The sequence below is a fragment of the Tessaracoccus yangjingae genome (genome assembly GCF_054483935.1).
This window is the reverse complement of the sequence record NZ_CM137014.1, coordinates 2286582-2299963: the sequence shown is the minus strand read 5'-3', so window position 1 is coordinate 2299963 and position 13382 is coordinate 2286582. Positions and strand designations below refer to the sequence as shown.

Genomic DNA, 13382 nt, shown 5'->3' with positions numbered 1-13382 from the left:
GTTCCGCGGCGCGAGCACCGAGGCAGGAGCACCATCATGGCCGACGACAGTCCCACCAGAGCGCATGGAATCACGTCACAGCGCGCCCGCCACCTCGCGATCGCCGAACTGGTGATCAAGCACGGCTCGGTGACGATGGAGGACATTGCGGCACACACGGGGGTCAGCGCCATGACCGCGTACCGCGACGTCAAGGCGCTCGAGGACGCCGGGTTGCTGCAACGGCACCGGGGACAGGTGTCGGCGGTCGCCAGCGGGCTCCAGGAGGCCGGCGCCTCGTTCCGGATGGATCAGGAGCCGGAGAGCAAGGCCCTGATGGCGAGCACCCTGGCTCGGCTCGTCCCGCCCGGCAGCTCGGTCGCGCTCGACGACTCGACCAGCGGGATCTACGTGGTGCGGGAGCTGGCCAAGGCTCCCCCAGTCACCATCATCACCAATTCGCTCCTCGTCGCGCGCGAGGCAGCCCAGGCCCAGGACGTCAGCCTGTTCCTGACGGGCGGGTCCTACGAGGGCTGGGCGGACGCCGTGCTCGGCCCCACGGCGATCGACACACTCGAGACGCTCGACATGGACTTCTGCGTGCTGTCGGCCTCAGGGATCGCGGACGGGCGCTGCTTCCACCCCTATGAGGCCGTGGTCGCGGTCAAGAAGGCGATGATGCGCGCCGCCCGGGTGAGGGTCCTGCTCCTCGATCACACGAAGCTGCGCCGCAAGGCACTCCACGCCTTCGCCCGGCTCGACGAGTTCGACCACGTCATCGTCGGCCCTGGGGTGCCAGCCGACGACCTGGCGCAGCTCACCGCCTGGGGGGCCAATGTCACGGTCGCAGATGAGAAGTCGACGGGAAGTTAACACCAACACCCAGCCATTTTCTCATTCTTGGTGGTATTTCTAACACAAACCGTGTTAGCCTCTTCATGTGCGCGGCGAGGATGCCGCTGGAGTGAAGGAGCAACACATGGGATTCCGAGTCGTGCTGGCTGCGGACCAGGCAGGCGTGTCGTACAAGGACGCGATCAAGGCGAAGCTGGAGGGCGACCCGAGGGTCGAGTCGGTCATCGACGTCGGCGTGGGCGCCGACACCGACCCGACCGCCTACCCGCACGTCGCCGTCGCCGGCGCTCGCAAGATCGCCTCCGGTGAGGCCGATCGCGGCATCTTCGTCTGCGGCACCGGCATGGGCATGGCGATCGCCGCCAACAAGGTGGCCGGAGTCCGGGCCAGCACGGCCCACGACTCCTTCTCGGTCGAGCGCCTCGTCCTGTCCAACAACGGTCAGGTGCTGTGCCTCGGCCAACGCGTCATCGGCCAGGAGCTGGCACTCCGCCTCGCGGCGGAGTTCCTCGACTACACCTTCGACGCCTCGTCCCCGTCCGCGGCCAAGGTCGACGCGCTGTGTTCCTACGAGCCCCCCGTCGCCAGCTGAGCCCCGCCGCACCCACAACCGTCTGATCAATTCCTCACTAGGAGAACAAAGGTGTTCACAGCTTCCCTGGGGGTCTTCCTCCTCGGCCTGGTCGTCTCCCTTGCCGGCGGCTTCGTCGGCGCGGCGATCGGCGCCAACTACGCATTCGCCGTCACCGGCATCTGCGTCTTCGTGTCCTGGGGCCTCTTCGCGGCCACCGGCTCGAGCATCGGCTTCGACTTTCTCGCATTCGGCCCGTTCATGGGCCCGCACGTCGCCTTCGCAGGCGGCGTCGCGGCGGCCGCTTTCGCCCAGCGCCGCCAACTTGCGGACGGCCGGGATGTCTCGGAGCCGCTGGCCCGGCTCGGTCGCCCCATGGTCCTCGCCGTCGGAGCCTCCTTCGGCATGGCCGGCTACGTCATCCAGATCGGTATCGCCCAGCTTCCGTGGTTCGGTGGCCACACCGACTCCGTCGCCCTGACGGTCTTCTTGTCCGCCGTGCTCGCCCGTCTCCTCTTCGGCGGCAGCCTGCTGCACCCCGAGAAGATGAACAAGGACGCCAGGGGTTTCTGGGGCCGCATCGCCTCCAACGACGAGAGCTTCTGGCTCAAGTGGCAGCAGCGCCCCTCGCAGTACCTCCCCATCGGCGCCTTCTTCGGCCTCCTCGGCGCAGGCTCATCCCTCGCGCTGGCGACGTTCATCCCAGGTGCCGACGCCTGGGCCCACACCTTCGCCTTCGGCTTCTCCGCCATCGTGGTGCTGTTCCTCATCCTCGGCCACGAGATGCCGGTCCAGCACCACATCACGATCATCGGCGGCCTCGCGGCGGTGAAGTTCATGCCGATCGTCGCGGGCGACGGGTTCGCGTGGGGCGACTGGGGTGACGAGGTCGCCTGGTTCGCCCTGGGGGCGCTGGCCATTGGCGCAGTCTTCGGCATGATCTCCGCGTTCCTCGCAGAGCTGCAGTCGAATCTGTTCCACGTACGTGGCAAGACCCACATCGACCCGCCGGCGATGGCGATCTGGGTGACAACCACGCTGGTACTGACGACCGCCGGACTGTTCGGCTGACGCGGGAGGAAACATCGTGACCGTGACCACCACCGTGTCCGCGCCCACGGAGATCAAAGGCGCCTACATCTTCGACCTGGACGGCACCATCTACCTGGGCGACCACCTGCTGCCCGGCGCGGCCCGCTTGATCCGCGAGCTGCGTCGCCGGAACATCCCCGTGCGGTTCCTGTCGAACAACCCGACGAAGGACCCCGTGCAGTACCAGCGCAAGCTGGCCAAGCTCGGCCTGCCCACCTCGCTCGACGACATCGCCAACACGGTCGTCACCACGGTGCGATGGCTGACGGAGCATCATCCGTACGCCATCCTGTTCGTCATCGGCGAGGAGCCGCTGCGGGCGGCTCTGCTCGATGCCGGCTTCCGGCTCAGCGAGGACCCGTCGGAGATCGACATCGTCATCGCCTCCTACGACAGGACGTTCGACTACCGCAAGCTCCAGATCGCGTTCGACGCCATCTGGTACCACAAGCGCGCGATCCTCATCCAGACCAACCCGGACCGGTACTGCCCCTTCCCCGGCGGGCGGGGCGAACCCGACTGCGCGGCGATCACGGCGGCGATCGAGGCCTGCACGGGAGTCACCTGCTCTGTGAGCTTGGGCAAGCCTTCACCGCTCATGCTGTCGGAGGCCATGACCGGGCTGGACGTTCGCGTCCAGGACGCGGTGATGGTGGGCGACCGTCTCAGCACCGACATCCAGATGGCCCTCGAGGCCGACATGCCGTCAGCAGTCGTCCTCACCGGGGAGGCGACCCCCGAAGAAGTCGCAGCCCTCCCGCGCTCGGCACGCCCGACCTACGTCCTCGACCGCGTCGACCGGCTCATCCCGGCCCACATCTGGGACGAGCTCGGCTGGACCGAAGACAACGACACCAACTGACAACACCACCACCCGAACACTCAACGAAGAAGGTTCAATCACCATGCACGTCGACGGCCCTTACCTGATGGGAATCGACTTCGGCACCGAGAGCTGCCGAGTCGCCATCTTCGACCTGACCGGACGCCCCGTGACGTTCGCCGCCACCCCGTACAAGACCTACCACCCACGCCCGGGGTGGGCGGAGCAGCATCCCAACGACTGGTGGCAGGCCCTCCAGGCATCGGCACACAAGGCCATGGCCAACGCCGGGGTCCCGGCCGCATCCATCGCCGGCATCTCCTGCGATGCCACCACCATGACCGTTGTCCCCATGGACGACAAGGGCGAAGCCCTTCGCCCGGCCATCATGTGGATGGACGTCCGCGCGACGAAGCAGGCTGCCCGGGCCGAGACCTCCGACTCCGTCGCCCGCCTCTACAACGGGGCGGGAACGGCCCCCGCCACCGCCGAGTGGTTCCCGTTCAAGGCGGCGTGGCTCAAGGAGAACGAGCCCGAGACGTACCGGGCCGCCACCCGGATGGTCGACGCACCCGACTGGGTCACGTACAAGCTGACGGGCGAGTGGAGCGTCAACATCAACTCCGCCGCGCTGCGGATGTACCACAACCGCGCCCACGGGGGCTGGCCGGTCGACTTCTACGAGCACATCGGCTGCGGTGACGTCTTCGACAAGATCCCAGAGAGGGTCCTCGATCTCGGCACCCCCGTCGGTGGGCTCAGCACAGGCGCCGCTCAGGCCCTCGGGCTGATTCCCGGGATTCCGGTTGCCCAGGGGCCGGCCGACGCGTGGGCCGGCCAGATCGGCCTCGGCGTCGTCACACCGGGCAGGATGGCGCTGATCACCGGCTCGTCGCACGTGCTGACGGGCCAGACCGACACCGAGATCCACGGCAAGGGCTTCTTCGGCGCCTACACCGACGGCGTGATCAAGGGGCAGTACACAGTCGAGGGCGGACAGGTGTCCACCGGCTCGGTCCTCAAGTGGTTCAAGGACAACTTCGCTCCGGACGTCGTCGCCGCGGCTGAGACCAGCGGGCTCAACGCCTACGACATCCTCAACAAGAAGTCGAAGAACATCCCCATCGGTTCCGACGGGCTCATCATCAACGAGTATTTCCAGGGCAACCGCACGCCGTACACGGACTCGAAGGCCCGCGGCATCTTCTGGGGCCTGTCGCTGCACCACACCCCGGCGCACATGTACCACGCCATCCAGGAGTCGGTGTGCTACGGCACCGCCCACAACCTGCGCGCCATGGAGAGCCAGGGCTTCAACGTGACCGAGATCGTTGCCTGCGGGGGCGCGACGAACTCCCGCGACTGGATGCAGATGCACGCCGATGTCACGGGCGTCCCGGTCACCCTCACCGAGGTGGGCGACGCCGTCGTCCTCGGCACCTGCATGGTGGCCGCCGTCGGTGCCGGCATCTACGCAGACCTTGCCGAGGCGGCCGACAACATGGTCCACGAGGTGGACCGCCTGGAGCCGAACGCCGCCAACCACGAGGAGTACAAGTTCTACCTCGACCGGTACCGCGAGTCGTTCCCGGCGCTCGCGGAACTCACCCACCAGGTCGTCGACCACGAAGCCGCCAAGTAAGGGAGTCACCATGTCCGATCTGATTGAGGCCTCGCTAGCCGAGGCCACCGACACCAAGCGTGTCGAGATGGGTGCCGGGGCCGTCGGGAAGGTGGCGGAGGTGTTCACGTCGCTCTTCCCGGGGCGCAGGGCCGTGATCATCGGTGACGAGCGCACCATGCGCGTCGCGGGAGACGCCGTCCGGGAGGTCCTGGCCTCAGAGGGGGTCGAACTCCTTGAGTCGCACGTCTTCCCGGGCGAGCCCGAGCTGTACGCCAGGTACGAGAACATCGAAGCGCTGCGCGACCAGTTGGCGGGCCTTGATGCCGTCGCGATCGCCGTCGGGGCGGGCACGCTCAACGACATCGTCAAGCGGGCCAGTGGCGAACTCGACCGCGGCTACATGATCGTCGGCACCGCCGCGTCCATGGACGGGTACACCGCGTTCGGTGCCTCCATCGCCGTCGACGGCTTCAAGCAGACGCTGGGCTGCCCCGCGCCGCGGGCCTGCATCGCGGACCTCACCGTCATGGCGGCCGCCCCAGCGAACATGACCGCCTCCGGCTACGGCGACCTGCTGGGGAAGGTCACGTCCGGCGCTGACTGGATACTCGCCGACGCCCTGGGCGTCGAGGCGATGAACGACTCGGTGTGGGCCAAGGTGCAGGGCACCCTCGCCGACGCAGTCGGGAACCCCGAGGGCCTGGCCGCACGCGAGGTCGACGCGGTCGGCGCGCTCGCCGAGGGGCTGATCATGTCCGGCCTGGCGATGCAGGCGCACCAGTCGTCGCGCCCCGCCTCGGGTGCCGAGCACCAGTTCAGCCATCTGTGGGAGATGGAGGGGCACGGCGTCGACCAGGTCCCGCGCCTCTCACACGGCTTCAAGGTCGCCCTCGGCACCGTGGCCGTGGCCGCCCTGTACGAGGAGCTACTGGCCATGGACGTGGCTGCGGATCTGGACGTCGACGCCGCCGTGGCGGCGTGGCGGTCGCGAGAGGACCTCGAGGCCCACGTCCGGCAGCTCAACCCCAACCCGCGCCTGGTGGATGAGACCGTTGAGCAGACGCTAGCCAAGTGGATCCCCGCTGAGGAGCTGCGTGCACGGCTGGAGTCGCTCAAGTCGAGCTGGGCGACGATCGCCCCGAGGCTCCGCGCCCAGCTCCTCCCGGCGACCGAGCTGCAGCGGCGACTCCGAGCCGTGGGCGCGCCCGCCCATCCGTCGGACATCGATCTCGACTGGGAGCGGTTCAGGCAGACCTATCTGCGTGCCCAGACCATCCGGAAGCGGTACACGGTCCTGGACGTCCTGTTCGAGGCGGGGCTCCTGGAGCCTCTCGTCGAGAGGCTGTTCGCGGCGGACGGGTTCTGGGGTCGCCAGCGTCCGTGACGACGGGCCGTCGGCTTCCCAATGATCGGGCGGGCGCGGTGGCGGGAGTCACCGCGCCCGCCCGATCGCCTGTCTGATGCGCTTGACAGAGATCGGCACCGCGGTGCGGAGCTGCTGCGCGAACAGGCTCACCCGGAACTCCTCCAGCAGGAATGCGATCTCCTCCACGGCGGGCGCCAGGGGCCCCGGCGGCTGGGCGTCCGTCAGCTCGGCGTAGAGGTCCTCCATCTCGTCCACCTCTGCCTGGAGGCGCGCGTCGCGCTCGGGGTGCTCCAGGGAGGCCTGCAGGCGCGCCACCGCGGCCTGCGCGTAGCGCGGAAGGTGCGAGAACCAGGGGTCCGGCGTCGCCGAGATGAACCGGTTGAAGAACAGGTTGTCGAGTTGGGCCGCCACGTCCTTCCGGACTGCGGACCCGGGGGGCATGCCTCCGAGCAGGAGCCTGGCCTGGGTCACCGCCGCCAGAGCCTGGGCCGCGGTCGAGACCACCTGACGGGTCCTCCCGGGGCACTCCTGCCGCACGGCCAGCGCGACCCGGTCGTAGTCCGGGCCGGTCCGGATGTCGACGATGGGGCCCTGCCCGGCGGCGAGTTGCTCCCCCGCCTTGAGCCAGGCGTCGGCCAGCAGCTCAGGCACGGTGGGGTAGGCGGAGTTGGCGAGGGAGAGCTTCTCCTGGCGTCCGAGGTGGCCCACCACCCACTTCGTGGGATCAGGGTTGGTGAGCGTGAGCAGGCGCCGGATCCCCAACCTGTGGGACCGGGCCGCCTTCTCCGCGGAATCCAGGACCTGCACGCCGACCGTGGCGCCCTCGTCGACGAGCGCCGGATACCCGATCACCCCCTTGCCGACGGCGGTCTCCTTGGCGATGGTGCCGAACGTCCATGACCGCTGCCCGGTGCTGGCCCGGTCACCCGCCGAGGCCGTGAGCTTCGCCGCGACCTTCGGGGCCAGGGTCCTGGCGAGGGCGTCCAGGTCGTCGCCCCGGGCCACCTCGCGGCCACCGTCGGTGACGATGAAGGTGGGCCGGAGGTGCCCGCCGACCGCCTCCGGATGGAAGTCCGCCCCGGTCACGATGGTGCCCGTCAGCGCCGTGAGGGCGCGGCCGAGCGCGTCGCCGAACGTGCCCTGGCCCGCCTCCCCGCGCGACTCGATCCACGCGAGCGCCTTGGCGGCGAAGTCCGGCGCGGGCACGAAGCTGGTCCGCAGCGCCTTCGGCAGTGAGCGGATGAGCTCGGTGGTCAGCTCCCGCCGTAGGCCGGGCACCTGCCAGCTGAAGCGGGCGCCGTCGAGTTGGTTGAGGAGCTCAAGCCTGACCGTGATGGTGACGCCGTCGCCGCCCGCCCCCGGGTCGAAGACGTAGCGGATGGGCAGCTTGTGCGCGCCGGCGGTCCACCTGTCCGGGAAGTCCGAGGGCCTGAGCTGGGTGGCGTCGACGACGACGTCGTCGATCATCAGCAGCGGCCACTGGTCGCGGGGAAGGCCCCGCAGCCACCGGTCCAGGGTGGCGCCGGAGACGACCTCCGGCGGGATCCGCTGGTCGTAGAACTCGTAGAGCGACTCGTCGGAGATGAGCAGGTCCGGCCGCCGCATCCGGTCGGTCATCTTCGTGGCCTCGTCGATGACCGCGCGGTTGGCGGTCACGAGTCCCTGCCTCGTCTCCCAGTCACCCTCCACCAGCGCGCTGCGGATGAAGATCTCGCGGGCCTCCACGGGATGCGCCGCCGCGTAGTCGGTCCTGCGGCCCGCCACGATCGGCACGCCGAACAGGGACACGCGTTCGCTGGCCACGACGCTGGCCGAGCGCGCGGACCAGTGGGGCTCAGACAGGGTGCGGGTCAGCACGTGATCGCCCACCTGCTCGATCCACTCGGGGCGCACCTCGGCCACCGTGCGGGCCCACAGCTGGGACGTCTCCACGAGCTCGAAGGCCATCACGAGCGGAGGCGTCGACCTGGCCAGCGACGAGCCCGGCTGGATGGCGAACCTGGCGCCCCGCGCGCCCTGGTAGAGCGTGAGCGGACGCCGCTTGCCCGGCTGCGGCTTGACCTTCTCCTGCTCGGCGAGGCCCACGTTCGACAGCAGTCCGGTCAGCAGGCAGGTGAGCACCTCGGGCATCGTGCCGGCCCCGGAGGCGTCGAGGTCGAGTTCCTTGACGGCCTCGCGGAGCTGGGAGACGAGATCCTCCCACTCGCGGAAGCGGATGAAGCTGAGGTACTCCTCGCGGCACATCCGGCGGAAGGCGTTGCCCGACAGCTCGCGGCGGCGCCGCCGGAGGTAGGTCCAGATGTTGAGCAGCACCTCGAAGTCGCCGCCCTCCGGGGCCGCCTTGGCGGGCTGTTCCTTGCGGGTCCCGGTGTGGGCCGTGTGCCGCAGTGGCTCGCCGCCCTCCGGCGCTGACCGCTCGGGCTCGTCGCCGCCCCAGAACCTGCGGTGCGACTGGTCCGCCTGGGCCTGGAACTCCGCCGGACGCTCCCGGACGTCCGGCACGGTCAGCCCGGCCACCAGCACCAGCACCGTGCCCAGCGTGTGCCTGCGGGACCCCTCGATGAGCATCCTGCCCATGCGTGGGTCGACGGGCAGCCGGGCCAGCATCCGGCCCGTGCGGGTGAGCCGGACATGGTCGTGGCGCTTGCGCGGATGGAGGGCGCCGAGCTCGGTGAGCACGCGCACGCCGTCGTTGATCTGCGAGATCACGGGGGCCTCGACGAACGGGAACGACTCGACGTCGCCCAGCCCCGCCTGCGCCATGAGCAGGATCACGGTGGCCAGGTTGGTGCGCAGGATCTCGGGCTCGGAGTACTGCGGGCGGCTCTCGAAGTCCTCCTCGCTGTAGAGCCTGATCGCGATGCCCGGCCCCACGCGCCCGCAGCGACCCGCCCGCTGGTTGGCCGAGGCCTGCGAGATGGGCTCGATCGGCAGCCTCTGAACCTTGGTGCGCGCGGAGTATCGGGAGATGCGCGCGGTGCCGACGTCCACGACGTAGCGGATGCCGGGCACTGTGATGGAGGTCTCCGCCACGTTGGTGGCGAGGACCACGCGCCTGGTGCCGTGCGGCTGGAACACGCGCTGCTGGTCCGCCGCCGACAGCCGCGCGAACAGGGGCAGCACCTCCAGCCCGGTGCCCAGCCTGTCGATGGCCTCGGCGGCGTCGCGGATCTCGCGCTCGCCGCTGAGGAACACCAGGATGTCGCCGGTGGCCGACTCGGTGACGATCTCCTCGACGGCCGAGGAGATGGCGTCGATCTCGTCCATCGAACCCTCGAGGGGCCGGTAGCGCGTCTCGACCGGGAAGGTCCGCCCCGACACCTCCACGACGGGGGCGCCGTCGAAGTGCTCGGAGAACCGGGCGGTGTCGATGGTGGCGGAGGTGACGATGACGCGGAGGTCGGGGCGCTTGGGCAGCAGCTGCTTGAGGTAGCCGAGCAGGAAGTCGATGTTGAGGCTGCGCTCGTGGGCCTCGTCGATGATGATCGTGTCGTAGCGGCTGAGGAGCCGGTCGTGGGTCAGTTCCGACAAGAGGATGCCGTCGGTCATCACCTTGATGCGGGTCTTGGCCGTGACCTTGCGGGTGAACCGGACCTGGTAGCCGACGAACTCTCCGAGCTCGACGCCGCACTCCACTGCGATGCGCTGCGCCACGGTCCGGGCCGCGATGCGGCGCGGCTGGGTGTGGGCGATCCGCTCGCGTCCTGCCATGAGGCAGATCTTGGGCAGCTGGGTGGTCTTCCCGGAACCGGTCTCGCCCGCGACCACCACCACCTGGTTGGCGCGGATGAGGCCGGCGATGTGCTCGGCCTCCGCCGCGATGGGCAGTGAGGCGACGACCTCGACGGTTGGCTGATGCGGTGTCGGCGTCAGGCTCATCGAGTGATGAAGAGCGGGCACTCCGCGTGGGCCATGAGGCCACGCATCAGGCCGCCGAGACTGAACCCCGGGATGTGGGACTGACCCACGCCCAGCACCAGGAGGTCGTAGCCCGCGCTGCGGCTCACCAGCTCGTTGATGGGGCTGTCGGCCGTGACGGACACGTCGTAGGTCACCTCGGGGTGCTTCGCCCCGACGGTGGCGGCGAGGGCCTCGATCCCGCCCTTGGCGAACCTGACCTGCTCGTCGAGCTGGGTGGGGCTCAGCTTCCGCGCGAACAATCCGACGGGGGGCTGGATGGCGTGGACGATCTCCAGGCGGGCACCCAGCCGCTCGGCCTGGACGAAGCCGGACTCCAGCAGCGCCTCCGACCCGGGATCCGTCTGCAGCCCGACGCCCACCACGCCCTTCTGACCCACCGGGTCAGGGTGCGCGGCGGCGGAGATGACCACCACTGGACACGAGGCGTTGGCCACGACCGCGACCGACGTGGACCCGACGAACATGCGCTCCAGCCCGGAGGCCGCGCGGCGGCCCACCACCACCAGGTCCGCCACCTCGCTCAGGCGGGACATGACGCCGCCGGGCGAGCCCATCACCACCTCGGTGCGGATCCGGTCCTCGGTGAGACCCATGCCCAGGGCCACGTCCTTGGCCTGCTCGTTGGCCGTGGCACCGGCCGACTGCAGGACCTCGGGGTCGTAGACGACCCCCCAGGCGCCTGCCATCAGCGTGTCGTCGACGGCGTTGACCAGCAGGAGTTCGCCGCCGTAGCGCAGCACGGTGCCGGCGCCGAACCGGACGGCGCGCAGGCCGTCGTCGCTGCCGTCAACTCCGACGACCACCAGCGGGGAGGGGCGTTCGGTCATGATGGACTCCTAACTCTTGATGCTTCCCGAGACGACGCGGCCGGCGATGGTCGAGGCGGTGATCGCAAGTCCCAGCGCCAGACCACCCTCCAGCCAGCTGATGCTGGTCACACTCCCGTCGGCCGGCCCGCTGGTGCCGCGGACCAGCACCGTCCATCCCGTGGCCGTCTCCGGGTCGATCTCGTCCACCTGGAAGGCCACGTCGGTGCTCTTCTCCAGCGCGGCGAGGAAGGATTCGGGGGTGGTGTGGAAGACGATGACGCCGTCGACGACGCGGAAGTTGACGGGCACCACGGAGATCCCCTCCGCCGACACCCACGCGATGCGACCCACCTCGCACTCCGCCAGCAGCGCCCAGCACTCCTCGGCGTCGAGCCGGGAGAAGTAGGTCACGGGCTGCGGCTCGGTCATCATGAGTCAACTGTAGTGGTCATCCAGGGGTGTCCGCGGGTGTCAGAACGTGGTGCGGCCACCGAGCTTGGTGGCCAGCTCGTCGTCGATGGCGTCCGCGATCTGGCTCAGGGCGAACAGCGCCTGGTGCAGGTGCGCCGGGACGAACGGCTGGGTTGCCACCGAGAGTTGGACGAAGACCCGGTCCCGGTGGAGCGCGAAGCGCCCGTAGCGCGACTCCACGTTGAGGTCGTTGAGCACCTCGCAGGCCCGCGACCTTCCGGTCACGTCGTGCACCAGGGCGGCGAAGAGGACGAGTTCCTCGCCGTCCGGCGTCGACCTGAGGAATACCATCGTGGAGCCGACGCGGATGGCGACGTCCCCCAGGTCGTTGCGCAGGGGCGGGTGCCGGTAGACGCGCCGCAGCTCCTCGTCCACGAGGGAGTCCAGCTCGGCCCTGGAACCCGGCATCACCGAGGTCTCCTCGCGCGACAGCTTCCGGGGGGTCAGCGGCGCCCATGGCGTCTCCCCCTGCAGGATCTCCGCGAGTTGGTCCGGGTGGAGGAAGACGGGGTGGAGCACGCCGAAGACACCGGTGAGTGTCCGGGTGGCCAGGTCCGCCAGGGTCGCGGAGCTCTCCTGGTCCAACTCGGTGTGGAAGTCCGAGGACGTCTCGTCGGGTTCGCTCCAACCGAGGGCGCGGAGCGCGTCCTCCTCCGCATCTGTGGGGGTGCCCTGGTCCGAGCCGATCACGAAGGCGCCCACCACGAGGGGGCGGACCATCGAGAACCGGAGCCCGGGCCGCACCACGGCCGCATCGGTGTTCGCCACGGAGATCGTCAGGTCCCCGGTGGCGTCCATGACCGAGAGGACCTCGTCGAGGCGGAGGGTGAACTCCGCCCACGCGTGCCGCTGGGTGGCGTCGAAGTCGAAGTCGCGGTAGTCGGCCAATGGGATCACCTCCTCGCGAGTCAACCTAGCAAACACCGAAGTCCCGCACGTGCGCCGCGACCGTAGGCTGTGCGGCATGTGGGCGGCGCTCGAGGGGTTCGCGACGATCGGCATCGTCATGGCCGTCGGGTTCATGCTCGCGCGCGCCCGTGTGGTGGGCCGCTCCGGCCAGCGTGCGCTCGGGGACGTGGCCTTCTTCGTCGGGCAGCCGGCGCTGGTGCTCGTGGCCGTGGCCGAGGCGGACCTCGACCTTCTGCTGGGGTGGCATGTCGTGGCGTTCGGCGGCGCCTGCGTCTCCGGGGGCCTCGCGTTCGCCCTCGTCATGGCTCGACGGTGGCGCACCGGCCGTGCCGAGGCCGCCATCGGCTACCTCGCCACCAGCTACGTCAACGCCGGCAACCTGGGCATCCCCATCGCCGTCTTCGTGCTCGGTGACCCGGCGTGGGCGGCGCCGGCGATGCTGCTCCAGGTGCTGGTGCTGCAACCCAGCGCCGTGGCGGTCCTGGAGTCCTCGCCCGCCGGCAGGGGCAGGTCCGTCCTGCGCAGCTTCGCGACCCACCCGTTGGTGCTGGGCGGGCTGGCCGGCCTGGCCCTCAACCTGCTCGCGTGGCAGCCGCCGAGGCTGATCTGGGCTCCCCTGACGCTGCTCGCCGATCTCGGCGTCCCCGCGATGCTGTTGGCGTTCGGGATGTCGCTGCACTCGTCGCCGCTCCCACGTCGGCTGTCGCGCAGGGCGGTCGCCGCCATCGTGACCAAGTCGTTCCTGGTGCCGGGGCTCGCGCTGCTCATCGCGCTGGCGCTCGGCCTCTCCGGCACACCGCTGCGGGCCGCGGTGGTACTGGCCGCCCTCCCGACAGCGCAGGTGGTGTTCGTCCACGCCGTGCGCTACCAGGTGGGGGTCCGGCTCGTCCAGGCGACGACGCTGTGGTCAATGCTGCTGAGCATCCCCGTCATCGTCGCGGCCGGGGCCCTTCTCCGGTGAG

General features: G+C 69.8%; 11 protein-coding genes. 7 read left to right on the top strand and 4 right to left on the bottom strand.

Annotated elements, in window-relative coordinates; translation table 11 throughout:
* Nucleotides 1–36 precede the first annotated feature (36 nt).
* From ACX1D3_RS10230 to ACX1D3_RS10205, 6 genes are all read left to right on the top strand, one after another.
* On the top strand, nt 37–852 hold the full coding sequence (locus ACX1D3_RS10230) for a DeoR/GlpR family DNA-binding transcription regulator (RefSeq protein ID WP_458993782.1): 816 nt from the start codon (nt 37–39) through the stop codon (nt 850–852).
* 106 nt (nt 853–958) lie between these two features.
* Nucleotides 959–1426: a ribose-5-phosphate isomerase gene (locus ACX1D3_RS10225; protein ID WP_458993781.1), complete on the top strand. Its 468-nt coding sequence runs from the start codon at nt 959–961 to the stop codon at nt 1424–1426.
* A gap of 51 nt (nt 1427–1477) precedes the next feature.
* Nucleotides 1478–2476, top strand: a complete 999-nt coding sequence (locus ACX1D3_RS10220) for a DUF7973 family transport facilitator (RefSeq protein WP_458993780.1) — start codon at nt 1478–1480, stop codon at nt 2474–2476.
* A gap of 22 nt (nt 2477–2498) precedes the next feature.
* Nucleotides 2499–3359, top strand: a complete 861-nt coding sequence (locus ACX1D3_RS10215; RefSeq protein ID WP_458996524.1) for an HAD-IIA family hydrolase — start codon at nt 2499–2501, stop codon at nt 3357–3359.
* Nucleotides 3360–3402: 43 nt separating this feature from the next.
* A complete protein-coding gene (locus tag ACX1D3_RS10210) occupies nt 3403–4962 on the top strand; it encodes an FGGY-family carbohydrate kinase (protein WP_458993779.1) in 1560 nt (519 codons plus the stop codon).
* Nucleotides 4963–4972: 10 nt separating this feature from the next.
* Complete coding sequence (locus ACX1D3_RS10205) at nt 4973–6328, top strand: sn-glycerol-1-phosphate dehydrogenase (protein ID WP_458993778.1); 1356 nt, start codon at nt 4973–4975, stop codon at nt 6326–6328.
* Between the two features lie 48 nt (nt 6329–6376).
* Here ACX1D3_RS10205 and hrpA read toward each other — a convergent pair whose 3' ends face one another.
* From hrpA to ACX1D3_RS10185, 4 genes are read right to left on the bottom strand one after another with little or no spacing between them, the layout of a single operon-like run.
* Nucleotides 6377–10189 (bottom strand): ATP-dependent RNA helicase HrpA, encoded by a 3813-nt coding sequence (hrpA, locus tag ACX1D3_RS10200; RefSeq protein ID WP_458993777.1) that lies wholly within the window; start codon nt 10187–10189, stop codon nt 6377–6379.
* A complete protein-coding gene (locus ACX1D3_RS10195) occupies nt 10186–11058 on the bottom strand; it encodes a universal stress protein (protein WP_458993776.1) in 873 nt (290 codons plus the stop codon). The genes hrpA and ACX1D3_RS10195 overlap by 4 nt, the downstream gene beginning before the upstream one ends.
* A gap of 9 nt (nt 11059–11067) precedes the next feature.
* A complete protein-coding gene (locus ACX1D3_RS10190; RefSeq protein ID WP_458993775.1) occupies nt 11068–11472 on the bottom strand; it encodes a pyridoxamine 5'-phosphate oxidase family protein in 405 nt (134 codons plus the stop codon).
* A gap of 39 nt (nt 11473–11511) precedes the next feature.
* Complete coding sequence (locus tag ACX1D3_RS10185) at nt 11512–12399, bottom strand: T3SS (YopN, CesT) and YbjN peptide-binding chaperone 1 (protein ID WP_458993774.1); 888 nt, start codon at nt 12397–12399, stop codon at nt 11512–11514.
* A gap of 76 nt (nt 12400–12475) precedes the next feature.
* On the opposite strand from ACX1D3_RS10185, the gene ACX1D3_RS10180 reads away from it, so the two are divergent.
* The gene (locus tag ACX1D3_RS10180; protein WP_458993773.1) at nt 12476–13381 is read left to right on the top strand and encodes an AEC family transporter; all 906 of its coding nucleotides are present in this window, start codon (nt 12476–12478) and stop codon (nt 13379–13381) included.
* Nucleotide 13382: the final 1 nt, after the last annotated feature.